The following is a 24278-nucleotide window of genomic DNA, read 5'->3' as shown; positions in this document are numbered from 1 at the left end:
AAATACGCGAAACGGGGTTGTTCTATCTTTAAATTTAATTACGCAACAAAGCCCAACGCGACGGTAGTACTCGCCATCAGCTTTAAATTGCATTGTGCTTTGAGCCATTAACTCTTTGGCTCGTTGCTCTGTATATACAGGGCCAACAAATTTAGTTGGGTTAGCAAACGCAGGGTCTTTTTTGCATACTTCAGTTTGCGTGACTAGCGTCGCTACGTCTAATTCAGGGTCAATGTTTCTTAGCTCTTGTTGTAACATGTAGCCCACCATGCCACAGGTTTGAGAGCCGAGTACATCCATTGGGTATGGGGTCGTCTCTGGCGAATATTCGCTATAAGCCGCGTTTTGTTCCATCAACAAGCCTACTTGTGGGCCATTACCATGAACGATAACAATCTCATGCTCGCGTGCGATTGCAGCAATACTCGCCGCTGATTTGATTATATTTTCACGTTGGTTCTCAGCCGTTAATGCTTGGCCTCTTGCTAAAAGAGCGTTACCGCCTAAAGCTAATACTATGCGCATGATAATGTCTCCGATCATTTAATAATGATTTTATTTCACGTAGGGATTAACCGCTTGTTTATAATTAAATTCAAGCTTATTAATAACAATGACTAGGTTGTTAATTACTCTTAAGTAATTAACATGCCGAGATAGTATGGGAAAATAACCGTCCTAAATGTGATAGCTATCAAATTATTATTTCACTAGAAATGGAGCTGTGGAAATGGGAGTTATTGCAATTCGATTAAATATCCATAAGCTTGGATACAATCCAGTGGTGGACTCTTTTTTCGTATAAATGATACGTCTTTAGTGAATATTATCTCTGGCTATAAAATGATTAATTTTCAAATTTTGTTCTAAATATGACGTTCAGATCGCATTTAGATCTTTAGAAAAGGTACGGGGCCAAACTGATGAGAGGGTTCATGAGCTTAAATAGTGGCTTCGATTCGGTTTTCAATCGGCTGCCTTTACTCCAGATGTTATCTGACAGCCAAGTGAAAAGTGGAGATAGCTTGCTACGTTCTAGGCCTAATCACTAAAGCGAAACAACGCGCTTTATCTCTTCCAAAACCTCGGCGTTAGCAATTGCCCCGAGGTTTTCTACATCCTTACCATTTACAACCTGTTTCACCGCCAATTCCACCAACTTGCCTGAGCGTGTTTTTGGCACATCGCTGATCGCAAATATCTGGCTTGGCACATGCCTTGGTGAGCAAGATGATTTGAGTTTACTTCTGATGGCTGTCAGTAACGTTTCATCTAGACTCACATCTTGCTGCAGTTGGACAAACAGCCATATCTGCTCGTTGCGGTCGATGTCTTTGCCGACTGCTATCGAATCCACAATGCCTTCAATAGTGTTCACTTGCTGGTAGATCTCGGCAGTACCAATTCGCACACCACCGGGGTTGAGTGTGGTGTCGCCTCGCCCATAGAACAGGTAGCCGCCATGTCCGCTCTGTGCGACTTCATCTCCGTGATGCCACACATTATCAAACCTATCCCAATAGGTGCTGTGATAGCGCTCTCCGGTGTCATTCCAGAAGCCAACAGGGAAGTTGGGTAGGGAATTTGTACACACCAGTTCGCCACGTTCGTGATCGACCTTGTGACCAGAAGAGTTCAACACCTTGATGTCGACGCCGAGCCCTGCCTGTTGGCACTCTCCGCGATACACAGGCGAGATGGGATTACCTAAAACAAAGCAGCCACAAATATCCGTACCGCCAGAAATTGACGCTAAATGCAGGTTTTGTTTGATGTGTTTGTAGACGTAATCGAATTGCTCAGGGTAGAGCACTGAGCCCGTCGAGCACAGTGTTCTTAATTGAGGCAGAGAGTGGCTGTCGATCGGTGAGAGTTCCGCTTTCTCAATCGCTTCTAGGTACTTGGCTGAGGTGCCAAATGTCGATATATCAGCTCGCTGCGCTAAATCCCACAGAACGTCAGGTTGCGGATAAACCGGGCTGCCATCAAAGATCACTAAACAAGCCCCGCTGGCTAGTGCAGAAACGTGCCAGTTCCACATCATCCAGCCACAAGTGGTGTAATAGAACACGCGATCTCTCGGTTTAATATCGCAATGAAGCTGATGCTCTTTTAGGTGGTTGATGGTAGTGCCACCGACAGAATGAACAATGCATTTAGGCTTGCCCGTTGTGCCGGAAGAGTAGAGCACAAACAGAGGTTCATTGAAGCCGACACGAGTAAATCGAAGAGGTTTTGGTTGATACTGATTGATGATGCTGTGCCAGTTTTGGAGTGACACGTCATGCTCAAAATCATTGTTCTTTAAATAGCCGATCTGACACACCTGTTTTAATTCGTTTAAGTGTTCGATGATTTCATGGTTTTTGTCCGTCATATCGAACGTCTTGCCATTGAAGGTGTAGCCGTCACAGGTGAAAAGCACCTTAGGTTTCACTTGGCCAAAGCGCTCAATCACGCTCTCGACGCCAAAATCAGGCGAGGTCGATGTCCAAATCGCCCCTAAGCTGGTGGTTGCCAACATCGCTATAACGGTTTGTGGCAGGTAGGGCGTATATGCAGCAACTATATCACCTTGCCCCACGCCGCTATCGACAAGCCATTGTTGAACGCTAGATACTTCCTCACGCAAGGTTTTCCATGTGTAACTCTGCTGTTCGCCACGTTCGTTCTCAAACCAAATCGCAAGTTCGTTTGGCAACGTTTTTGCTGAATGCAGCAAGTTTTCGGCGTAGTTAACTTGAGCATTCGGAAACCACACCGCATCGCGATTCGATTTCGGCTGCTGCCAGCGACTTTCACCTAGAGTTTTGATGTGCTCGCTTTCTGCCTTGTTAATACAGTCTTGCGAACCCACCATTCCACAAAACTGCCACACGTTCTGCCAAAACGACTCCGGTTGCTCCACAGACCATTGATGAAGCTCCGTGTAGTTTTTCAATTTCCGCTCGAATATGTCTTGTTGATCGAGGTTATCCATAAATCGGGTTACGTTGGCGTGTGCGATACGCTGGTCACTGGGTTGCCAAATTGGCTTATTGCTCTCGTGCATTCCTTTACCTTTAACAAAATGTTAACGATTTCAGTCTGGTATTTAGGTTTTACAAAGTCAAAAGATCAGCAAAATAAGGGGTAGCTGGAATTGTGTAAATAAAATGTTACACGATCGCCCGTTTCGAAAAATCGTGCAAATTGGCGGATATAAGGAGTGGAGATAGGCTTAAAGTGAGACATTCGAAAGGAGGTGTGTAATGACTCAATATCATTCTAAGCCCGTGAGCCAAGAGGGATGGGTTGAGTGGAGCCTCGTAGAAGACGCCATTTGGCACGACTTAGTGAAAAGGCAACTGGACGTCATTAATGACCGCGCATGCGATGCTTATTTGCACGGTTTGACCCTGCTGGATCTGCCATTAGACAGAGTCCCTCAGCTTCCAGAGATAAACAAGGTGCTAATGGAAACAACAGGTTGGCAGGTTCAGCCTGTGCCCGCATTGATCGATTTCGACCGATTCTTTGATTTGCTCGCTAATAAAAAATTCCCAGTTGCGACATTTCTGAGAACGCGAGATGAGTTCGATTACTTACAAGAACCTGATTTCTTTCATGAAATTTTCGGCCACTGTGCCATGCTCACCAATGCCGATTTCGCGGCTTTCACTGAGCATTATGGAAAACTAGGCCAAGCCGCCACATCTAAACAGCGCGCCTATCTTGCCCGTTTGTATTGGTTTACGGTTGAGTTCGGTTTAGTAAAAGAGGGACAAAAACTGAAAATTTACGGCGGTGGTATTCTCTCGTCTCCGGCGGAAACCATGTATGCATTGGGTGGTGATTTGGCGGTTCGTGAGCGGTTCGATCTGCAAACGGTGTTAAGAACTCCTTATCGCATCGACATCATGCAGCCGAAGTATTACGTGATCGACGAGCTGTCTGAGCTCTTCCAAATCAGTCAGGAAAACCTATTACAGCAAGCTGATCTCGCCATCGATGCGGGGTTACTACCACCACTTTTTGAACCCAAGGAACCAACACATGTTGAATGAACAAAAATGCGAAGCCTGCAGTATCGACGCGATTGCCCTAAGTAAAGATGAACAACAATCTTTACTGTTGGAGCTGTCTGACTGGCAGATCATGGAAAGAGACGGCATCCCGCAGCTTGAGAAGGTGTTTAAATTTAAGAACTACAAACAAGCATGGGCATTCAGCAATAAAGTGTCAGAACTGGCAGAAGAAGAGTTCCATCATCCTTCGATCTTATTGGAGTGGGGCAAAGTGACTGTCACTTGGTGGAGCCACTCAATCAAAGGCCTGCACAAAAATGACTTCATCTGCGCCTCACGTTGCGATGTGTTCGCGGTGAGTGAATAGACTTTTGGGTTTCGAGGAGCTGTCTTTCTTATCTCTGTGATGCGATTATCTGATTATTCAGCTCATAATGTGAGTTGAATAATTACCTTAAACAGCTCATAGTATGAGTTGAATAAGTGATACTTTCGCATCATGGGGCGTAATATGTGGATTTGGCAGCAAGATAATTGGCCAAACTTTGTTTGGGATAATCAGAAAATAGGCGTGAGGTTAAGAGAAGTACGGCTTAATCAGGGCATTCTATTGGGCAAGATTGCCTCACAGTCTGCGGATCAATCCCAAACCATGCTCGACACCTTATTAGCGAACATAGTCCATTCCAGTGCGATTGAGGGAGAAAAGCTTAATGCTTTCTCGGTCCGATCTTCTTTAGCCAATAAACTCGGTGTCAGTGAAGATCGACCTTTTCCTACGACAGAACAAACCGATGGCCTGGCTGAAATTATGTTGGATGCGGTGCAGAACCTAACAGAGCCATTAGCGCTTGATAGGATCTTACATTGGCACCGTAGACTGTTTCCTCAAGGCTACACCATGTTTAACCCTGTAGTCGGAGGTCAGCTAAGAGGTGACACTCCGATGCAAGTGGTATCAGGAAGAATTGACCGTCCAACCGTGCACTTTGAAGCACCTAGCCGAGACATTCTTGATGCTGAGTTAGATGCGTTTATCACATGGTTCAATGATTCACTTACCGACGCTACACTCGATCCCTTACTTAGAGCTCCGATAACTCACCTTTGGTTTATCACCTTACACCCGTTAGATGATGGTAATGGTCGTATTACTCGATTGTTGACTGACTTGGCGTTAGCACAGGCCGAGCAGCAGTCGGTACGTTTCTATGCGATGTCGGTGGGGATTCTCGCTAACCGCAAGCATTACTACGAGATATTGGAGCGAACCCAGAAAGGGGGACTCGATATTAGCGAATGGTTGATGTGGTTCTTAGATACGTTAGACGAGGCGTTTACAGGCGTTTTCGCTGAGGTCGACCAAACTGTATATAAGACCAATTATTGGCGATGTGTTGATCAAACCAAGCTTACGGCAGAGCAAGTAAAAGTGTTGAATAGGATGCTCGATGGTGATTTTTCAGAAGGTATAAATGCTAGTCAATATAAAAAGGTAGCGAAGGTAAGTAGTGCCACTGCAACACGTCATTTGAACGCTTTGCTTGGACATGGCTGCTTGGTCAAATCTGGTTCTGGTGGCCGAAGCACGCGCTATCTGTTGCCTGAGTAGGGCTTAGGCTTCCACTCCCGTTTCTATGTTAAAAAGCTGCCAATGTTCAGGGTGAATGTTGGTGTTTTTTTGTGCTCTTTAACTCATTAATGTAGAAGCTGTTTGATGAACGATTAAAATAACCTGCCTGTTCGCATTCATAGTGACTAACTTGTTCGGAGCTTAGTCCGATTTTGACGAAGTTTAACTTCTTCATCCATATCTAAATTCCTTCAAGTTACGCCTAGGAACATCAACATAGTTGTGACTTTTCATTTGAAACCTGTCTTATATTTAGGATTAAATTGGATGTAACCTTCACACCATGGAATGATAGAACCTGGTTATGTTAGTAACTATTAGTATTAAATTTAATTACACTGAAACTGATCTGAGACATGATTGAATTCTTGAAAAAGTTTAAGGTAATCAAATGTTTCTCAATTAGGTTTATGATTTTCCTGACTGGGTTTTTAACGACAAGTAAGAGCTTGCTCAAGTCTTTTTAACAATCGTGGAAAGCTAATGAAATCGATTAATCATCAGTTCTTTTTAACACTTAAGCTGCTAAAGCAACGCTATGAAGAAAAGCCTCAATATAACCTCTTTCGTGTTCTCCGTAGTGAATCTGATGAAGTAAGACTCCATTCTCGGTTTGTTTGCGATCTTCTAAACCCACTAGGCAGCCATCAACATGGAGGCCTCTTATTAAAGAGTTTTTGTGAGCAGTTTGATTTGGACATTGATGTCGATAACGCATCTGTCTTTTCTGAATACAAGAATATCGATATTTTGATAAAAACTGATACCCATGCGATTGTCATTGAAAATAAAATTTACGCTGGGGATCAAGACCGTCAAATAAAAAACTATTATGAGTACATGTGTGCGGAAGGCTATAAGCACGAAAATATCATTCTAATATACCTTACGCTAGATGGTCGAGAGGCGAGAGAAGAGAGCGCGGAAGAGTTAGTTGGGCAAGTTATTTCTCTTAGTTATCATACGGATATGTGTTACTGGTTAGACCGTCTCATTGAAATTTCAGCAAGAGATAATCCTCTTCGTGAGGCTCTTGTACAATACTTAGACCTCATTCACAAACTAACACATCAGACGGATAATATGGACTATTTAAAGCAACTCAAACAACTATTACTTACCGATGATTTAATTAATATTGTCCCTGATATTCAACAAGCATATACCGAAATAAATGTTGATGCGCAACTAGCAATGTGGAAGTTACTGGCTAAAAAATTAGAAGTTGAGTTTGGGCAATTATCAAGTGAAGAGTCATTTAATCTGTCTGATGATCCGGAGCAGAGAATTCGTTCTTATGTACAAAAAGAACGTAATTCAAGGTACATAGGTTTATGGGTGAAGCTTGAAGGGTATATTGATGCTTATATTGGCGTTGAGCAAGATTACCATCTGTATCTTGGCATTTATAGCAAGCACACTGAAGATAAAAAGAAACTCGCTTTAAAATTTAGCGGACAGTACTCAACGGATGAAAATTTACCTGCATGGAAATATGCTTCGCCTAATATTCCTTTCCGGGACTTAGACGCAGGTACACTTAAACAACTCAGTTCTCATCAGTATTTAGAAGAGTTTACGAGTGGTGTGATTAATGACATGAAGGCAATGCTCTCTTTACTAAGCTAGAGGGGCACATCTTTCCAAATGGTTAGCTAAATTACAAATTCAATCCTTTTTAGTTAACCGTTTGTAGATTGTATTCATCGATGAGTACGTAAATTATATTAATTTTACTTCCGCTAAGGTGGCAACGTCTTAGCTATTTGCAAACACTCTTTTCCCAAACTAGCTTGACCTGCATCAGCGACTTGCTGCTTTCTCGTCCTACAACCCCCACTATTGCTCATAGTATTGGTTTTATGAGGCTGCTCTATGATATATTTCTCGGCCAAGCGTATTACAGACGAAGGCTAATAATGTCTATCAACCTTTCACTCCTTCCACCCAGTGAGAAAAATAAAATCGAACTGGATAAGCAAGCATCGTTTCTTGTATGGAAACTGAAGCAAGCGAAATGTGGCCCTGAAGCCATTGTTGAAGAAGCAATGAAGCTAGGTGATCCAGAAGAAAAGGCTTGGTTTGATCAGTCTGTTGAAAAATACAAACGGGTAATGGGTGTCGCATAAACGCAGATAAACCTTACCCAGCAAAGCTGTTGAATTGAAATGACACAGTAATTTGCTAGAATTTGCACCGTTAATTGAATCAGAGAGAAGATCCCGATGGGAAGAAGTTTTGAAGTGCGCAAGGCCTCAATGGCGAAAACTGCAGGCGCAAAAATTAAAGTTTATTCTAAATACGGTAAAGAGATTTACGTACTGGCTAAGAACGGCAGCTCTGACCCAGACATGAACTTACCTCTTAAGCACCTGATTGCTAAAGCGAAGAAAGACCAAGTACCCGCTCACGTTATCGACAAAGCGATCGATAAGGCGAACGGCGGCGGCGGTGAAGACTTCCAACCAGCTCGTTACGAAGGTTTTGGCCCTGGTGGCACAAGCGTAATCGTTGACTGTTTAACAGACAACGGTAACCGTACTTTCCAAGACGTTCGCCAATGTTTCGTTAAAACTGGCGCGAAAATCGGTGTTGAAGGTACTGTTTCTCACATGTTCGCTCACCAAGCTGTATTCCAGTTTGCAGGCGAAGATGACGAGATCATCCTAGAAACGCTAATGATGGAAGACGTAGACGTGACTGACGTTGAGCTAGAAGACGGTGTTATCACTGTATTCGCTCCAACGACTGAGTTCTTCAAAACGAAGACAGCACTAAACGCTGCGTTCCCAGACCTAACGCTAGACGTTGAGGAAATCACTTTCGTTCCTCAAACAACTACGCCAGTAGCTGAAGAAGATTCTGAGAAATTCCAGAAGTTCTTAGACATGCTTGACGACTGTGATGACGTTCAGCAGGTTTACCACAACGCTGAGCTGTAAGTTACATACGATGTAAATCGAAAAGTTAAATAAATAACGCCACTTGTGTTTTGCAAGTGGCGTTTTTTTTGGTCATAAGTGATTGGTTTCGTTTAGTGTTTGCTAAGCTTAATCACTTATTTTATTTCCCATTTTTTCGGAGAACCGTTGTTTACAGTAACTAACAAACTAGAGCTTCTTTTATCCAAGAGGCGAATAGTTGCAGAGGAAGACCCAAGGTATAAATCACCAACTGCTCCATTTTTTCCGAAATCTCGATTTAAAATTCCCCAAAATGTTTCTGAACCATCAGATAGAGTCAGTTTCCCTTTACTAGAAAAACTACCATCAGGACCATTATCACTTCCGAATATATATACAGTTCCGTTTTCAGTAGTTGCTGTCTTACCTGCAAAATCTGAAGAAGCAAATTTGTTAGAGCCGCCCATATTGCTTAAAGTGGTTTTTAACTCAGCTTCAACAACTGCTTTATCCATAAAGTTAGTGTTTTTTAGAGGCTGAGCTTTACTTGCGTTTGCGGTAGTAAGCTTAGTGAATAGTGCTGTATTGAGTACAGTAGTCGCGTCTGTTGATGGTGTATTGATTAGGGCTTGGAGTTCGGTTCTCACATCCTCACCATTCTCATTCAAATGTAAGCCAGATAGATCTAACTTATCTGTGCCAGCGTCACTGGTAAGTGATTTTAATAATGTTGCTATGGTTACTGGATTCGCTTTTTCTGAATTATTAGCAACCATTAGATCGTATGGTGTTGTATACGTTGAAGGAGCACTCACTGTGCCAATTTTAACGTCGTTATCTGTAAGCGTTGGCTCGTTATTGCTATCACAACGTCCGATATAGAAATCTACTGACTCTCCCGCGACAATTGAAAAGGTACCCCCCTCATTTGTGCATCCAGATTGACTCGCCGATTTATAGTAAAGCCCTTTCACAGGTTCGTCTATGAAGTTGTAGTCGCTGGTTATCTTTTCTGCTGGAGCGCCTGAAGAAGGTAAGCCACCATCATTATTATCGTTGCAACCAACTAGAATTGATGTGCTCATGATAGCCAAAGCTAACGTTGTTTTTTTCATTTTAAGTTCCTTATATTGATAGCGTTGGCATTCTATCAATCCAGATTTATTTATCTATAACCCGCTTGAATATGATTGATATTTCATATTTATTTGTGATGTTGGGCACGTTGTGTTTATTAATGCAATTTATTATTTAAAGCCCTTTTGCGGGGCGTTGTATTATTTTTTAGTTATCGAATTTTGGTCTAATACCGGAAGAGTGCCTTATAACCGATTGATTTATAATGAATCTAGCATGTCACTATTGCTTGGCTTCTTTACTCTAGGTGTCGTTACCCAACTGGAAAATTTTCTAACCTGAGGCAGTAGAGTAAAACTCAGTACCAATGCACACGGCCAAGCGAGAAAGAAGCTTTGCAGCCAGATTGGCGGCCACTCGGGGCTGAATCCCATTTTGTAGCCAGAAATTAACCCAGACATGATAGTCGCCATGGTCAGGGAGGATAAAATCGCGGTTACCCAAAATTGTTTGTTGTTCATACTGTGTTCTCCCGTGATTTTCTGTTGTTGATGAGATAAGGTTACATCTATCCATTAATGAGAAAAATAGGCACATATAGAAGTATGAATTCCATATTTGGAAACATTGATGATCTGTTCTTATTCTGTGCAGTGGTTGAAGAGGGCTCTTTGCTATCGGCTTCTAAACGGCTGCAACTCCCAGTGTCGACTATGTCGCGTAGGCTAACCGCATTGGAAGATCGCCTGAATATCCGACTTTTAGAAAAGAAAGGTCGTGAGCTGGTGGCCACCAAAGACGGCGAGGCGGCCTTTTCTGCACTGAGCAGCGGCATGGAGTCGATTCATCAGGGCTTTAATAGCTTGCTAGAAGAGCGTGACGCTATTCAAGGCAAGATAAAGCTCGCCGTACCTCACAACTTCTATAGTGGCTTTTTAAGGTCGATGGTAGAGCAATTCCTCACTCAATATCCGAACGTTCAGCTCGATCTTACCTTGAGCCAGCAACAGTTTATCCCGCAGACCGACCGTGACTTACTGATCACGTTTAAGATCTCAGAGATGGAAGGCATGATTGCTCGTCCACTTTTCAAAGCCAAACACGGATTTTTCGCGAGCCCAGAATACTTAGATTCGCGTGAGACGATTGAAAATCCGGACGACCTAGAGCTTCAAGACTGGATCAACGTTGATGATGTGTTTGATATGCCGCTCTACAAATCCGACCGCTTAGAGCAGATGATCACGATTAAACCCAAGTTCATCGTCAACGATATTCATGCGGTGGCGGCCGCAGCGCAAAAAGGTTTGGGGCTTGCTTCATTGCCTTTTCGTCATGTATCCCCTGAGATGAATTTGATTCAAGTGCTCCCTGAGTATCATCGGGGTGATCGCCAAGCGTATTTAGTGTACAAAGAAAGAAAATATCAGCCAAAGGCTTTGACCCTGCTTATTGATGCGTTGATTGAGAGTGTTCGATCTTTTCATAGCGATGACTTGGTCAAATAAAAGGAGAAAGAAATGAAAGTAAGTTTTATCGGGCTAGGCGTTATGGGCTTCCCAATGGCAGGCCACCTAGTCAAAGCCGGTTTTGAAGTAACGGTGTTTAACCGCACTCACAACAAAGCATTAGACTGGGCTGATAAACACCAAGGTAAAACGGCAGAATCTGTGGCTGAGTGTGTCGCAGAAGCTGACGTGGTATTGGTTTGTGTAGGTAATGATGACGACGTACGCAGCATGACAACCAGCGAAACAGGCGCATTGGCAGCAATGAAGCCAAACGCGATTCTTGTCGACCACACTACAACGTCTGCTGTGCTGTCTGAAGAGCTTGAAGTGGCAGCGAAGCAAGCTGGTGTTCGCTTTATGGACGCGCCAGTGTCTGGTGGCCAAGCGGGCGCAGAAAACGGCGTGCTAACCATCATGTGTGGCGGCGAACAAGCGCTTTTCAACGACCTTCAACCTGTGTTCGAAGCTTACGGTAAGTCGTCAGTTCTGATGGGTAAAGTCGGCCAAGGCCAACGCGCAAAGATGGTCAATCAGATCTGCATTGCAGGTGTATTGAATGGTCTTTCTGAAGGTTTGGTACTTGCAGAGAAATCAGGTCTTGATATCCCAACTCTGGTTGATTGCCTTAAAAATGGCGCTGCCGGTTCATGGCAGATGGAAAACCGCGCGACCACAATGGCGCAAGATAAATTCGATTTCGGCTTTGCCATTGATTGGATGATCAAAGACTTAGGTTTCTGCCTAGATGAAGCAGAACGCCAAGGCATCCAACTTCCTTTGACGGAAAAGACCAACAACGCCTACAAGACACTGTCTGCCCAAGGACAAGGTCGCATGGATACATCAGTATTGATGAAAGCTGTAGTTGAAGAGACTAAGAAGTAGAAGAGACGAAAAAGTAGAAGAAACTAAGAAATAGAAGAGTTTGAATAGTAGACGAGATTAAGTAGAGAGACTAAAAGTCGTCGAAGCTTCGCTCTGTTTTGACAAAATAGCCGCTAACTAGCGGCTATTTTTTGTTTTTAATCAAAAAGAAAAATAACATATTTTTCAACAATGTAAGTGGTTGTAAGCTTATTTTGGTTGAAAGTCCATCAGCACCGTTCGCGTGCTGCGAGATCTGTATCAATTTCGCTTCACTCTATGCTGGTGAATTGTTTAATTGATCAAGTTATGTTGCTATTCCATTACAAAATAGTTGAGGAACGATCGCAGTTTGAACTGGCCTGTTTAGGTTGGTGGGTTATAAGTCAATGATAAAATCATTAAAAAGCGTGATACAATTATCATTATTAATAAATTCCCATACATTATTTTTCAGGGTTATATGAAATCAATATCAACAAAGCTTCTTCTAGTTCCACTGTTCTTTTCTATCTTTTTAGTTGTAAGCAACTTAAAAAGCGAAGCTACTTCAAATGAGGTTATGGACAGTTTTCACTCTGTGTACGAGGACCGAGTCATTCCGTTATCTGATTTGAAAAGTATTTCGGATTTGTACGCGGTAAGCGTGATTGATGCGGCGAATAAATACCATGTGGGAATGATAGAGCAGACGGCTTTTTATTCTGGTGTTTCTGTTGCGATGAAAGAGGCTCATGAGCTATTCCTTCATTATCTGGCAACGCAGCTAACACGAGAAGAAGAGGGGTTGGCAAAAGAGCTTCAACTTAAAATAGACAAGGTGGAGCGAGAAGTACCATTAATTCTTGATAAACATAGAAATATGATGATTGATGATTCTGAGATGATCACTCAGCTTTATCTCCTTGTTGATGATATGGGAGGCGTTCTTGGTGAATTGATCTCATTGCAATTGGACGTCGCTAAGGAAGAATTAGCCCATTCTGATTCAGTTTTAGAGTCCAACTCTTCTTTCTCATGGTGGCTGGTTCTTTTCTCTTCTATCGTTGCTTCTGGCTCATCTTATTTCCTAGTGAAAAGAGAATTGAGAAATTTACCATTGATCGTAAATTGGATTAGAGCCCTTGAGAATGGACGTTTATCGGACGTTAAATTGAAAGAGGGTGGAAATGAGCTCGACACTATTTCAGATTCTTTGTCTCAACTGTCTGCAAAATTGAATGATATCCTGTCACAGGCAGGTGTAAGCATGAATTCAATTAACCAAAAGCAAGAAGAGTCTTTAGCTCTGATAGAGCGATCCCAGAGTAACTCTTTGAATGAACTATCATCGGTAGAGCAAATCGCGACGGCCGCGACTGAGTTATCTTCAACAGCGAGAGACGTTGCTGACAACGCACAAAGAGCTGAGCAGTCAGCAATGGAAGCGAATGACATTATTCAGCTAAGCCATGGAACATTGAAAAACTCAACTGACACGACAGAAGAAATTTCTGAATCAATATCAGAAACTCAAACGGTCGTGAATTTACTTAGAGAGCACTCAGAGCGTATCAGCAGTGTTGTTGAGGTAATTAAGAACATCTCTGAGCAAACCAACTTGTTAGCGCTTAATGCCGCGATTGAAGCGGCTAGAGCCGGCGAACAAGGAAGAGGGTTTGCTGTTGTTGCTGATGAAGTAAGAGCTTTGGCTGGGAAAACTCAGCAGTCCACTATCGATATCCAAGAGATCATTGCGCAGTTACAAGACCAATCTAAGCAAGCGGATGAATCTATGGTGAAAAACGTTGAACTGATGCGCTTAACAAAGTCTACGACTGATGAGCTTGCTCAATCTTTTCATTCGATATCAGAAAAGGTTTTAAGTATTTCAGAAGTGAATGCCATCGTTGCTACGGCATCAGAAGAGCAAAGTGCCGTTACGACAGATATATCGACACAGCTTGAAAATATGAACGTACTGGTTCAACAAAATATTGAAGGCATTGATCAATCAGCTCAAGCAAACCAAAGCGTTGTTGAAGTAACGAAAGAACTCAATTCAGAGCTAAGTTTCTTTAAGTTAGATAAATAATGAGTCATGCAAGTGTGCCTTTTCTTTAGAAATTAAGCACCCTTGATCTAAATGTAGTAATTTAGACCATGACAAGATAGCCGCCATTGAGCGGCTATTTTTTTGTCTGTATTTTTTGCCTCTCTTTACCGTTCACACTCTCGAACAACCATTCACTCCTCGTAATTACCATTCGTCGCATTGATAAAACGGCATGACAAATTCTAGTTAACCTTTCAACGTCAACATTTGAAAGGGATTAGAAATCATGACTACTTCACACTCATTTAATTCAGGCTTTACCACTTCTCTGCTTAAGCGTTCATTACTGATTGCACTTGTTTCGTTTGCTCCGTCGTTAGCTTTGGCGAACCCAAGTTCAGACGTGCTCGATATCTATAATCAAGCCGCGCAAGGTAATGAAGATCTGGTTGAGGTGGCTTACGAACGCCTTAACGATACGCTGCAACAAGACGGCGCGACGCCACTGACTTTGGTTTATTTAGGAAGCACAGAAACCCTGATGGGGCGTGATGCGTTCTTACCTTGGAACAAGATGAAGTATGTGGAGAAAGGCTTATCAACCATTGATAAATCACTGGTGCTGCTGAAAGACGAAGACCAACCAATTCATGAGCAACCTCGTGTTCAAGGGCTACCAGATTCTTACCTAACTCGCGCCATGGCTGCGGTGACTTACACCTCTCTGCCAGACATGTTTAACCATTTCGATCGTGGTTATGACTTGTTCCTCTCGTTACTCGCGGAAGATGATTTCCAACAACAACATTTCGCTGCGACCTCGTGGATTTACCGTTACGCCATTACCGCATCGATTCGTGCTGAAGACTTCGAGCAAGCACAGGTGTGGCTTGAAAAAATGGAAAACACCGATGCAGGCAACATCGAGACAATGACGGCTAAAGCCCTAATAGCGAAAGCCAAGTAACAGTTGCCAAAGCTCAATTTCGGCTTGCGAGAGCTTGAGAATGGATTGGTAATAAGAGGACAACGAAATGATTGAATTTAAAGGTATCGGCAAGGCGTATGTCACGGGCGGTCAACGTGTTGATGCATTAAACGGGGTCGATGGACACATCCAACGCGGTGAAATGGTGGCGCTGTGTGGGCCGTCTGGGTCAGGGAAAAGCACACTTTTGAATATTCTTGGATTGTTGGATATGGACTACCGAGGCGAGATAAATATTGATGGCCAACCATATCCGACAGAGAAAATCGCCGCTGCACGTTTTCGTCGTCAGTCGTTGGGTTTTGTATTTCAGCGCTTCAATTTGGTTCCTGTGATGACCGCGCTAGAAAACGTCGCTTACCCATTGATGTTGAACCAATGCTCAAAACAAGAACAGCAGACCAGAGCTCAAGAGATGTTAGAGCGTGTTGGGCTAGGAGATTACGTTCATCACCGTCCAGACAACCTTTCAGGTGGCCAGCAACAACGTGTCGCGATAGCCAGAGCGCTGATCCATAACCCAAGCTTGGTGATTGCCGATGAGCCGACCGCTAGCTTAGACAGCCACACCGCCAACCTTGTGATCGATATCATGAAAGAGCTCGGCCACGAAATGGGCACGACTTTTATCGTCGCAACGCACGACCCAAGAATGGCGCAGCGTTGTGACCGAGTGATTGAGTTAATCGATGGCCAACTGGCTCCGCAAACTACAGCAACGGAGGCGATCTCATGGGCAAGCTAACACAAGGGTTGAGCACTGTTCTGGTTCCTACGTCGGTTCGCTTAGCGTGGCTTAATCTATTAAGAAATGGTCGCCGTAGTTTGTTGTCGGTGTTGATCATCGCGATTGCCGTATTTGCACTCACCAGTGCGGGTGGCTATGGGCTTTACACCTACGAATCCTTAAGGGAATCGACCGCGCGCGATACTGGTCATCTTACTTTGAGCACACCGGGTTATTTTGAGCAAGATGAAGACATGCCGCTGAGCAATGGTCTCGATAATGTTCAAGCGCTCACCAAGAGCATTATTGGTGACAGTGATGTGCGTGGCGTTCAACCACGAGTCTACTTCAGCGGCTTGGTTTCTAACGGCAGTAAGTCGACCATCTTTATGGGAACGGGCGTTAATGAGCGTGAGTTCGACATGAAAGGACCATTCCTTGATGTGCGCAGCGGGCAAACCCTGTCGGATGTGAAATCCCCAAGATACGACAGTCAAGAGCCACAAGTCATGCTGGGAACTGACCTTGCTCGTAACCTCAAAGTTGCCGTTGGTGATTGGGTTACACTGCTTGCGACTACTAGTGATGGCGCTTTGAATGCCTTTGATTTTAAGGTGCAGGGCATCTACTCGACAGGGGTGCCTGAGCTGGATAAGCGTCAGCTGTATGTTCATATCACCACCGCTCAAGAGCTTTTGGCCTCAGATAAAGTCAGTACCTTGTCGGTGTTCCTATTTGAAACCAGTAAGACCTCGACCGTTCAACAACGCATTCAAGCGACTTTAGATCGAAATAGCGCGAGCCAAAGCGATCAAGGCACAGAGATCGAGATCACTCCATGGCAAGATCGCGCGTTTTTCTACACCAAGGTTAAAGATCTTTACGACCGGATCTTCGGCATCATGGGCGCTGTGATGGCGTTGGTGGTGTTCGTGTCGCTGTTTAACACTATGACCATGTCGGTGACCGAGCGCACTCGTGAAATTGGAACCTTGTCGGCACTTGGCAGTTACCCCTCTGAAATCGTCGTGGGCTTCTTAAAAGAGGCGGGATTACTGGCTGTGATTGGCAGCGCGATCGGCGCGTTAGTGAGTGGTTTAGTGTCGGTGTTACTGCTGGTGGTTGATATACAGATGCCACCACCTCCGGGTCGAACCGAGGGCTACCCACTCAACATTTACTTCTCACTGGAATTAGTTGGTTACGCCACTTTAGGTGTGCTGACGATATGTTTGCTGGCTGCTTATTTCTCTGCTCGAAAAGGTGTGAATAAGCCAATCACGGAGGCGCTGGTTTATGTGTAAATTAACTCGTTCATTCAATACCTTGGTTTTGGCTTTCGCGTTGGGCTCTGTTTTGGCTTCGCTTCTAGCATCGACACCAAGCTGGGCAGTCGATTCACAACAAGTCACAGAGATGATCGCCAAGGCTGATAGTTACCGGTTGAACAGCGCACAAGCCTCTAAGGTAGTGTCTTTGGTGGCGTTGTATCAAGACGAGCAACTCGACAAGACCCGTGAATACAATGTCTACACAAGACCAAATCGGGAGTCGTTAGTGGTCTTTAAATCAGCTGTCGAGGCGGGTCAAAAGATGCTGATGATTGAAGACAACTATTGGCTGTTGATGCCGAAATCTCGCCGACCAATTCGTATCACCCCAATGCAAAAGCTATTGGGCGAAGCCTCGGTAGGGGACATCTCGACGCTCACTTGGAGCGAAGATTACCAAGGTGAGTGGGTTGACGAACAACAGGTAGAGATGCCGACTGGCGAGAAACTCGATACCCATCACTTAAAGCTATCGGCGAAAACTAAGGGTGCCAGCTATCAGTCGATTGATCTGTGGTTAACAGCAGACCGAGCGTTTCCAGTTAAAGCGGATCTGTATCTGCGTTCAGGAAAGCTAGCCAAGCAAGCGTGGTTTACTGAAGGTGTGCGTGATGGATTACCCACAGTGATGTCGATGACCTTGCTCGATAAGATTCAACCAAGCAAGAAAACCGTGATTGAGTATCGCGAAGTGATTGAGCAAAGCTTGGAAGACAAGTATTACAACCCTGCTTACTTATCGCGTAACAGCGTGTCTGGGCTGTAGGTGAGCGTCATGAAAGCTTCCAATCGCCGATTCCACATTAAGTCTTCAATCGCTACTTTGCTTGCCTTGTCTTGTGTGAGTCACCCGATTCAAGCGGACGATCTGAGCTTGGCGTGGGATTGGCAACTCAGTGCAGAAGCGATTGAATCGCGTGAGTCGCCATTTAGCCCCTTACCATCTGATAATCGTCAGTCTTTAAATGGCTTGCTGGATCTAGAGGTTGGTTACGGCAATTGGCTTGGCCTGTTCGCAGTCAAAGCCAATGATATTGTGAGCAACGGCCCTCAAGAACAAGAGACGAGCTTTGAATCGGAATTTATTGTGCGTGAGTTGTTCTGGCAAGGTGGTGTCGAGCTGTCGAATTCATTAATCGGCGACCATTACCTCGATGTCACGCTTGGCAAGGTTCGCCTTGATTGGGGCGTGGGTTATGGTTATCGACCGTTAGACATCATCAAGCCTTATCGACAAAATCCAGTGGGCATTGTCGCAGAAGAGGGCGCAGGTGTTGCCTCGGCGTCACTGTTCGATATGACAGGAGAATGGACACTGCTTTACAGTGATTCGTCACGGACTTCTCAAGATGTAAATGAATTCGAAAAGCAGAACCAGCAACAAGGATTTGGGGTACGTCGTTACAATCTTGTAGGTGATCACGAGTATCAATGGGTCGCTTATTATGACGATGTACGCCACGGCTTGCTTGGGGCGAGTTTAGTGTCCGTGCTCAATCTCGCTTGGGAGTTTCATGGCTCTGTTGTCTATCAACGACAAAGCCTTGGCTACAGTCAGCCTAATTCAATGCTTAAACAGGTTTATCTCGAAGAGCAGGGCGAGGCTTATCAAGCGTTAGCAGGACTAACATGGGCCAATGGCACGGGTCACAATGTGGTCTTGGAATATTGGTTTGATAGCCGCGCTTGGAGCAATTCTGAATGGCAAAGTGCAATAGAAAGTGCAGAGTTTTTGTCTGTTAATCCGATGACAGCATCACTAGCAGGGTCTTATGCTCAAGGTTATCAACACGCCAATTTGGTTCAGCACAACATCATGTTTCATTGGTCTCTGGATTCGACACATGGCTGGCTTGAAGATATCACGCCAACATTCGACGTGATGTTATCTCCACAAGATGGCGGTTTTATTGCGACTCAGTGGCTCAATTATCAGGCTCTAGATAATGGTAATTCATCGTTGGATTTGGAACTTGCTGCACGCTTTCTAGGCGGCAAAAGTGATTCTGCTTACGCCAGCTTACCCGATAGTCATATGATTCTCTTAAATATCAAAGGACGATTTTAATGGACACTTCTTCAAACAGTCGATTTTCATGGATTAAGAGTTTCGCGTTCACCACGTTATTTTGTGTTCTTATTGCGATTACAACCCATACGATTTGGGGCGGCGGATTAACGGTTAACCTGGCAATCAGTTTTGGCTTTGGTTACAGCGCCGTGGGTTCTTCTTTCATCTTGGTGAAATTGTTTAAGAGAACATCACGAACGCTTGAAGTGGGAATCTCAATGGTGTTCGCGATGACCTTTGGTACCTTGAACGCGCACTATTGGTTGAACGGATATTTCGGGGCCAATATCTCGGATCTTAAATCTGTGGTGTTGCTCGGTGTGATCTTCTGTTCGGTTTGCTATTACTATTTCTATACCCGAGAGCAGCAGTTACGTGCCGATAACGAATTGGAAGTGGCCAAGCGTCGTCAGGCCGATCAAGAAAAGGTGGTGGTGCTCAGTCAGCTTAAACAACTACAGAGCCAAATTGAACCGCACTTCTTGTTCAACACACTTGCGACCATCAATGTGTTGATTGAGAGTGACAGCGCGAAAGCCAAGTTGATGCTCGAAAAACTGACTGACTTATTGCGTGTGACTTTGAAAAACAGCCGCAACGAGCAATCGACCATCGCACAAGAGGTCGACTTGTTAGACGCTTATCTTAATATCCAAAAGATACGCTTGGGGGAGCGCTTAACGTTCTCGATTGAAACACACGAGATTAGTGAATTGCAGGTGATTCCACCGTTCTTGATTCAACCTTTGGTCGAGAATGCACTCACACACGGTATTGAACCCAAAGCCGCTGGTGGCCAAGTGAATATTCGTATTACTCAACAATCCCAGCAGCTAAAAATTGAAGTGGCTGATAATGGCGCTGGGTTGAAAACGCCTTCTGCGAATACGGGTCACGGTGTTGGGTTAAGCAATATTCGTCAAAGAATCGAAACCCTGTATGGTGATAAGGCGAGCCTAACGATTACTGAACACGCTGAAGGTGGGGTAGTCTCAACGATCTTGTTACCGTTGACTGATGCAGCCGCCTAGAATTACAGACCAGAAAGCACAGAACAGTGACGAAAAATAGACGATTTACAGTGTGAATTTAAAGGACTAACCATGAACAACCCAGCAGTACAGCCGATCGTAACGGCGATTATCGCAGACGATGAAGCACTGTTAAGGCACCACCTAGACAAGAGTTTGGCTGAGGTTTGGCCGGAGCTAGAGATCGTCAGCAAGGCACAAAATGGTTTGGAGGCGATGCAGAGTATTCAGCAGCTTAAGCCCGACGTGGCTTTTCTCGATATTCGTATGCCTGAGCTAGATGGCATCTCGCTGGTGAAACAACTCAAGAAGCTAGCTTCACCGCCATTGATTGTGTTTATCACGGCTTATGACGAATACGCGGTCAAAGCTTTTGAGCACAATGCGATGGATTACCTGCTTAAGCCTATCAATGAAGAGCGTTTACTAGCGACATGTCAGAAGGTGCAAGCGCGTCTGTCGAGCAATCAAACACAATCAGGTATTACGCCAGAACAGCCCGATATTACGGCGTTAATGAGTCAGCTTCAGCTATTATCTCAATCAACATCACAGCAAGTTCAATATCTAACATGGCTTAAAGCCAGTGTCGGAGAAGACATTCACTTAATCGCTGTCGATGATGTGGCTTACTTCAAAGCGGAAGACAAGTACGTCTCGATATTCAAAAAAAGCCAAGGCGGCTCTCTAGAGGAGTTTATTCTTCGCGTGTCTCTAAAAGAGCTGATCGCCCAGCTTAACCCGGATGAGTTCTGGCAGATCCATCGTTCGGTGGTGGTGAAAGTGTCGGCCATTGATAAGGTAAAGAAAGGGCTCTCAGGTCAGATGTCGGCGTATGTTTCTGGAGAAAAGTTACCGATCAGCCGTGCTTCCCAAGCTCTTTTTAAAGGGATGTGAGAAACTTGTTTAAAGGAATCCAATAAATTAGTTTAAAGGAATCGAATCATAAGCTTGGAGATGAAGCGAATTTAAGAGGACCTGATACCCCGATCTACAACCTATGACTATCAGCTTGTGTAATTTATAAAGTTGACAGTTTCATGCATGTTTAGATTGTCTCTCAAAATTTAAATGACTGAATTTATATAAAATTATTATGCTATTGCGATCGGATATATTGGAGGAAAGCCCTTCAAAGAGATCGTTATGAAAGCATACTATTTAGTCGTCGTATTGAGCTCCACATTGCTAGGTTGCAGCTCTACTCCTCAACAACAAACGTTATTGAAATCCGATCCATACTGGGTCAAAGGAGAGTTAGATAACGGATTAACCTACCATGTCTACCCTGACCAAGAACAACCGGTCTCGGTACGCTTACTAGTGCATGCCGGATCTTTGCAAGAGAGCGAACAACAGAAAGGGTACGCCCACTTTGTTGAGCATATGGCGTTCAATGGCAGCAAGAACTTTTCAGGAAATGAGGTGGTTGAGCTATTTGAGCAATCTGGTGCCAGTTTTGGTGCAGACTTAAATGCTTACACCTCTTACCAAGAAACCCTCTATAAATTAGATCTACCTGACAATAAGAATTTAGATAAAGCGCTGGCTTGGTTTAGAGACATTGGCGATGGTTTATTGCTGTCCGAAGCTGAAATCGAAAAAGAGAAAGGTGTGATACTTGGAGAGTTTCGATACACGCGAGTTGAAGATAAACCTCTCTCGTTTAAGTTCTACGATCATCTGGTTGAAGGGACGACTTACCAAAGTAACGATCCTATTGGCAATAAAGAATCCGTTTCTAAAGCGAATGTTCAAGAATTAAAGAACTATTACCAAACCTGGTATCAACCTCAGTTAACCGAAGTGATTGTCTCTGGTGATATCACACTGGCAGAAGTGATCCCTTTGATTGAAGACACTTTCTCTGATTGGCAAAGAGGCACAACACCGGTTCCCGTGAAGAACACGTCAGTGGATTACAATACTCAAGATTTTGTGGCGTATGGATCTGCTGTCGAGCCACCGAGCATCGGGATAGTCATTGATCGTGGGGAAAGAGTGACACAGAGCCATGAGCAACAACATCAGCTTTGGTTAGATGATATTGCTCAACAACTTATCCAACAAAGGTTGAATTCTGACTTTGTTGACGCTGCGTTACCTGTGCAGTGGGTTTTTTCAACACCCTACTTATTAGAGTACCAAAGGTATTCGATTACTACGGTCAGTTTTCCTGTTGGTAGCCGAGAGCAAAGTCAGCAGCAGTTTGTTTCTACTCTCGCCTCTTTGCGTGATTATGGCGTAAGTGAATATGAGTTGGCGAGTGTGCTTCAGCAATACCAAGCGAACCTTGACGATATTCAACTAAACTGGGATCAAATGGATGCTGTGGCTCATGCTGATGGTAAATCGACAGCATTGGTGATTAACCAACCCGTTCAATCACAGCTTGATTATAAGTCGAGTTTGAAAACGTTTCTTGCGAATACGGATCTCGAGGCCGTGAATGATAACTTAGATGATTTGCTTTCTAGCCCTTACATTTTGGGGTTAGGTTTATCTTCTAAGGAAGATCTTCAAGCCATGGAGAATGAGCTAAAAGATGTCAGAAAAGCCTATAAAAAGACGGGTAACAAACCACTGCTCGTTACCGCAAGTTCTGCGTTTAGCGTGCCAGAATCTCAAGGCGACATTGTGAAACAAATTCAGGTGAGTGAGGATCCTAACTTACAGCAATGGACATTGAGCAATGGTATCGAGGTTTGGTATTTACGAAACCCTGAGGTGGGTAATAATGTTGGCGTTTATTATGCCAGTGAAGGTGGTAAGTCAGCCCTAGATCCTTCTTTATTTCCTGCGCTAGAGGTGGCCATTCCAGCTTCGAATCGCAGTGGCGTTGGTAAATTCAGTGGCTCGGAATTAAATTCCCATTTGAAACGTAAAGACATCCAAATTTACCCCTTCATTAACTTCACTCATCACGGGTTGGAAATAAACACTAAGAAGAAGACGCTCGCAGAAGGCTTGGCTGCACTGTATACCATTGTGACCGAACCTAAAATCGACAGCGATCAGCTTGAGGCAGTGAAGTCTGAATTCACGCAAGGTCGTACTGCCTACCTAGAAACCCCATTGGGACAGTTTACCCAGATGGTGAATCGCAACAGCTATCAAGATAGTAGTCGTCATATCATGTTGGAAAGTGAAGATGTTGAAGCTGTTACACCTCAAGATATACTTGATATACAGCATCAACTCTTTCAGAAGTTAAGAGACAATACGCTTGTCATCGTTGCTGATATTAAGCCATCTGAAATTAAGCCCCTCGTACGCCAATATGTTGCTTCATTGCCACTAGAAGCGATTGAATCTCCTAATTATGAGGTGGCTTATAAAACGGATTCAGAAGAGCGAATAGATGTATCGATCAACAATGAAGACAGCAGTCAGTACTTGTTGCGTGTAATTTCCCAGCAAGCTCGGGATAAAACAGCAAAAGATGTGTTTATGGATGATATGCTGCAGCGCGTATTGTCGAGTCGCCTAACTGCTTATGTTCGTGAAGAGTTAGGCTTGGATTATGCACCTTACGTGTATTCGGTCGCTCAAGACAGTGAGCCAAGTTACGACTGGTTGGTGGGCTCCTTAACAGCCCCTGAAAACTTAGATCAGGTTGAACAGGCGATCGATAAAATTATTGCTGAAGCTGTCAAAGGGATCTCTGAAGAAGAGACTCGAACGGCAGCTAAACAGCTAGTGGCTGACCTCACGCCACTTCAATATAAGCCTACTCAACAAGCTTGGTTTATTTCACGTTACTTAATTCATGACTATGGTGTTGAGGCACTGTTTGACTTACAAGGAACGACAGATTCAATTTCTAGTAAAGATATGACTGAGTATGCTAAAGAAATTTTTGGAGATAACAGCTACCAGTTGAAGAACTTGTTAAGGCCACAAAGTTAAGCTGATTGAGTAAAGTGACTTTTCAGAAAAGTCGCTTTCACCCTGAATATATGATGTCGAATCTAAGCCAAATGCTAAGTCATTTGGCTTTTTTATTTGGGTTAGGGTTAGTCTTTAAACTCGTTACTGACTTTTAAATGATCGCAATTCGCGCCTTATATAACTGAGTATGATTTATAAAATAAAGATCC

Annotated in this window: 20 protein-coding genes and 1 pseudogene; 17 read left to right on the top strand and 4 right to left on the bottom strand. The window is 44.0% G+C overall.

Features of this window, described 5'->3' with window-relative positions; translation table 11 throughout:
- A pseudogene (locus tag AB6D07_RS17485) lies at window positions 1-525 on the bottom strand (hypothetical protein); the annotation flags it as partial.
- A 523-nt stretch (window positions 526-1048) separates the two neighbouring features.
- A complete protein-coding gene (locus AB6D07_RS17480; RefSeq protein WP_017102225.1) occupies window positions 1049-3052 on the bottom strand; it encodes an acetoacetate--CoA ligase in 2004 nt (667 codons plus the stop codon).
- A 199-nt stretch (window positions 3053-3251) separates the two neighbouring features.
- Between AB6D07_RS17480 and phhA the strand changes: the two genes are divergently transcribed.
- The 6 genes from phhA (at window position 3252) to AB6D07_RS17450 (ending at window position 8582) form a co-directional block, all read left to right on the top strand.
- Window positions 3252-4046 carry a phenylalanine 4-monooxygenase gene (phhA, locus tag AB6D07_RS17475; RefSeq protein WP_017102224.1) on the top strand — a complete coding sequence of 265 codons (795 nt, stop codon included), beginning with the start codon at window positions 3252-3254 and terminating at the stop codon, window positions 4044-4046.
- The gene (locus tag AB6D07_RS17470) at window positions 4036-4374 is read left to right on the top strand and encodes a 4a-hydroxytetrahydrobiopterin dehydratase (RefSeq protein WP_017102223.1); all 339 of its coding nucleotides are present in this window, start codon (window positions 4036-4038) and stop codon (window positions 4372-4374) included. The genes phhA and AB6D07_RS17470 overlap by 11 nt, the downstream gene beginning before the upstream one ends.
- Window positions 4375-4518: 144 nt before the next feature.
- Window positions 4519-5619, top strand: a complete 1101-nt coding sequence (locus tag AB6D07_RS17465) for a Fic family protein (protein ID WP_029222788.1) — start codon at window positions 4519-4521, stop codon at window positions 5617-5619.
- 504 nt (window positions 5620-6123) lie between these two features.
- A complete protein-coding gene (locus AB6D07_RS17460; RefSeq protein ID WP_017102221.1) occupies window positions 6124-7269 on the top strand; it encodes a PD-(D/E)XK nuclease family protein in 1146 nt (381 codons plus the stop codon).
- A 290-nt stretch (window positions 7270-7559) separates the two neighbouring features.
- Window positions 7560-7769, top strand: coding sequence for a DUF3283 family protein (locus AB6D07_RS17455; protein WP_004732615.1), 210 nt, complete (start codon window positions 7560-7562; stop codon window positions 7767-7769).
- A gap of 96 nt (window positions 7770-7865) precedes the next feature.
- Window positions 7866-8582 (top strand): YebC/PmpR family DNA-binding transcriptional regulator, encoded by a 717-nt coding sequence (locus AB6D07_RS17450; RefSeq protein ID WP_009846045.1) that lies wholly within the window; start codon window positions 7866-7868, stop codon window positions 8580-8582.
- 116 nt (window positions 8583-8698) lie between these two features.
- Here AB6D07_RS17450 and AB6D07_RS17445 read toward each other — a convergent pair whose 3' ends face one another.
- Both AB6D07_RS17445 and AB6D07_RS17440 read right to left on the bottom strand, forming a co-directional pair.
- Complete coding sequence (locus AB6D07_RS17445) at window positions 8699-9658, bottom strand: hypothetical protein (RefSeq protein WP_017102220.1); 960 nt, start codon at window positions 9656-9658, stop codon at window positions 8699-8701.
- A gap of 222 nt (window positions 9659-9880) precedes the next feature.
- A complete protein-coding gene (locus tag AB6D07_RS17440; protein WP_017102219.1) occupies window positions 9881-10141 on the bottom strand; it encodes a DUF2798 domain-containing protein in 261 nt (86 codons plus the stop codon).
- 84 nt (window positions 10142-10225) lie between these two features.
- Here AB6D07_RS17440 and AB6D07_RS17435 point away from each other — a divergent pair, with 84 nt between their 5' ends.
- The 11 genes from AB6D07_RS17435 to AB6D07_RS17385 all read left to right on the top strand — a co-directional run bounded on the left by AB6D07_RS17435 (window position 10226) and on the right by AB6D07_RS17385 (window position 24087).
- Window positions 10226-11128 carry a LysR family transcriptional regulator gene (locus AB6D07_RS17435; protein ID WP_032500568.1) on the top strand — a complete coding sequence of 301 codons (903 nt, stop codon included), beginning with the start codon at window positions 10226-10228 and terminating at the stop codon, window positions 11126-11128.
- Window positions 11129-11140: 12 nt separating this feature from the next.
- Complete coding sequence (locus tag AB6D07_RS17430) at window positions 11141-12016, top strand: NAD(P)-dependent oxidoreductase (RefSeq protein WP_012601274.1); 876 nt, start codon at window positions 11141-11143, stop codon at window positions 12014-12016.
- A 442-nt stretch (window positions 12017-12458) separates the two neighbouring features.
- Window positions 12459-14069 (top strand): methyl-accepting chemotaxis protein, encoded by a 1611-nt coding sequence (locus AB6D07_RS17425; protein ID WP_012601273.1) that lies wholly within the window; start codon window positions 12459-12461, stop codon window positions 14067-14069.
- A gap of 247 nt (window positions 14070-14316) precedes the next feature.
- A complete protein-coding gene (locus tag AB6D07_RS17420) occupies window positions 14317-14997 on the top strand; it encodes a hypothetical protein (RefSeq protein WP_017102217.1) in 681 nt (226 codons plus the stop codon).
- 67 nt (window positions 14998-15064) lie between these two features.
- Window positions 15065-15763 carry an ABC transporter ATP-binding protein gene (locus AB6D07_RS17415; protein ID WP_017102216.1) on the top strand — a complete coding sequence of 233 codons (699 nt, stop codon included), beginning with the start codon at window positions 15065-15067 and terminating at the stop codon, window positions 15761-15763.
- Complete coding sequence (locus AB6D07_RS17410; protein ID WP_017102215.1) at window positions 15751-17049, top strand: FtsX-like permease family protein; 1299 nt, start codon at window positions 15751-15753, stop codon at window positions 17047-17049. Before AB6D07_RS17415 ends, AB6D07_RS17410 begins: the two co-directional genes overlap by 13 nt.
- Complete coding sequence (locus tag AB6D07_RS17405) at window positions 17042-17842, top strand: outer membrane lipoprotein-sorting protein (protein ID WP_017102214.1); 801 nt, start codon at window positions 17042-17044, stop codon at window positions 17840-17842. Before AB6D07_RS17410 ends, AB6D07_RS17405 begins: the two co-directional genes overlap by 8 nt.
- A 9-nt stretch (window positions 17843-17851) precedes the next feature.
- Window positions 17852-19144 carry a hypothetical protein gene (locus AB6D07_RS17400; protein WP_029222787.1) on the top strand — a complete coding sequence of 431 codons (1293 nt, stop codon included), beginning with the start codon at window positions 17852-17854 and terminating at the stop codon, window positions 19142-19144.
- Window positions 19144-20178 (top strand): sensor histidine kinase, encoded by a 1035-nt coding sequence (locus tag AB6D07_RS17395; protein ID WP_017102212.1) that lies wholly within the window; start codon window positions 19144-19146, stop codon window positions 20176-20178. Before AB6D07_RS17400 ends, AB6D07_RS17395 begins: the two co-directional genes overlap by 1 nt.
- A 72-nt stretch (window positions 20179-20250) precedes the next feature.
- Window positions 20251-21075 carry a LytTR family DNA-binding domain-containing protein gene (locus AB6D07_RS17390; RefSeq protein WP_017102211.1) on the top strand — a complete coding sequence of 275 codons (825 nt, stop codon included), beginning with the start codon at window positions 20251-20253 and terminating at the stop codon, window positions 21073-21075.
- Window positions 21076-21324: 249 nt separating this feature from the next.
- Entirely contained in the window at window positions 21325-24087 is a 2763-nt protein-coding gene (locus AB6D07_RS17385; RefSeq protein WP_017102210.1) for a pitrilysin family protein, read from the top strand.
- Window positions 24088-24278 lie beyond the last annotated feature (191 nt).

Origin of the sequence: Vibrio sp. 10N.239.312.C11 (assembly GCF_041466065.1) — a bacterium.
GTDB classification, from domain to species: Bacteria; Pseudomonadota; Gammaproteobacteria; order Enterobacterales; family Vibrionaceae; genus Vibrio; species Vibrio tasmaniensis_A.
This window is presented reverse-complemented; position numbering and strand designations above follow the sequence as displayed.

Excerpts from the sequence above, each read along its gene's own strand:
- phhA (WP_017102224.1), top strand. The coding sequence starts at position 3,252 with ATGACTCAATATCATTCTAAGCCCGTGAGCCAAGAGGGATGGGTTGAG.
- AB6D07_RS17415 (WP_017102216.1), top strand. The coding sequence starts at position 15,065 with ATGATTGAATTTAAAGGTATCGGCAAGGCGTATGTCACGGGCGGTCAA.
- AB6D07_RS17470 (WP_017102223.1), top strand. The coding sequence starts at position 4,036 with ATGTTGAATGAACAAAAATGCGAAGCCTGCAGTATCGACGCGATTGCC.
- AB6D07_RS17410 (WP_017102215.1), top strand. The coding sequence starts at position 15,751 with ATGGGCAAGCTAACACAAGGGTTGAGCACTGTTCTGGTTCCTACGTCG.
- AB6D07_RS17480 (WP_017102225.1), bottom strand. The coding sequence starts at position 3,052 with ATGCACGAGAGCAATAAGCCAATTTGGCAACCCAGTGACCAGCGTATC.
- AB6D07_RS17400 (WP_029222787.1), top strand. The coding sequence starts at position 17,852 with ATGAAAGCTTCCAATCGCCGATTCCACATTAAGTCTTCAATCGCTACT.
- AB6D07_RS17460 (WP_017102221.1), top strand. The coding sequence starts at position 6,124 with ATGAAATCGATTAATCATCAGTTCTTTTTAACACTTAAGCTGCTAAAG.
- AB6D07_RS17455 (WP_004732615.1), top strand. The coding sequence starts at position 7,560 with ATGTCTATCAACCTTTCACTCCTTCCACCCAGTGAGAAAAATAAAATC.
- AB6D07_RS17450 (WP_009846045.1), top strand. The coding sequence starts at position 7,866 with ATGGGAAGAAGTTTTGAAGTGCGCAAGGCCTCAATGGCGAAAACTGCA.
- AB6D07_RS17390 (WP_017102211.1), top strand. The coding sequence starts at position 20,251 with ATGAACAACCCAGCAGTACAGCCGATCGTAACGGCGATTATCGCAGAC.
- AB6D07_RS17445 (WP_017102220.1), bottom strand. The coding sequence starts at position 9,658 with ATGAAAAAAACAACGTTAGCTTTGGCTATCATGAGCACATCAATTCTA.
- AB6D07_RS17385 (WP_017102210.1), top strand. The coding sequence starts at position 21,325 with ATGAAAGCATACTATTTAGTCGTCGTATTGAGCTCCACATTGCTAGGT.
- AB6D07_RS17465 (WP_029222788.1), top strand. The coding sequence starts at position 4,519 with ATGTGGATTTGGCAGCAAGATAATTGGCCAAACTTTGTTTGGGATAAT.
- AB6D07_RS17430 (WP_012601274.1), top strand. The coding sequence starts at position 11,141 with ATGAAAGTAAGTTTTATCGGGCTAGGCGTTATGGGCTTCCCAATGGCA.
- AB6D07_RS17435 (WP_032500568.1), top strand. The coding sequence starts at position 10,226 with ATGAATTCCATATTTGGAAACATTGATGATCTGTTCTTATTCTGTGCA.
- AB6D07_RS17405 (WP_017102214.1), top strand. The coding sequence starts at position 17,042 with ATGTGTAAATTAACTCGTTCATTCAATACCTTGGTTTTGGCTTTCGCG.
- AB6D07_RS17395 (WP_017102212.1), top strand. The coding sequence starts at position 19,144 with ATGGACACTTCTTCAAACAGTCGATTTTCATGGATTAAGAGTTTCGCG.
- AB6D07_RS17425 (WP_012601273.1), top strand. The coding sequence starts at position 12,459 with ATGAAATCAATATCAACAAAGCTTCTTCTAGTTCCACTGTTCTTTTCT.
- AB6D07_RS17440 (WP_017102219.1), bottom strand. The coding sequence starts at position 10,141 with ATGAACAACAAACAATTTTGGGTAACCGCGATTTTATCCTCCCTGACC.
- AB6D07_RS17420 (WP_017102217.1), top strand. The coding sequence starts at position 14,317 with ATGACTACTTCACACTCATTTAATTCAGGCTTTACCACTTCTCTGCTT.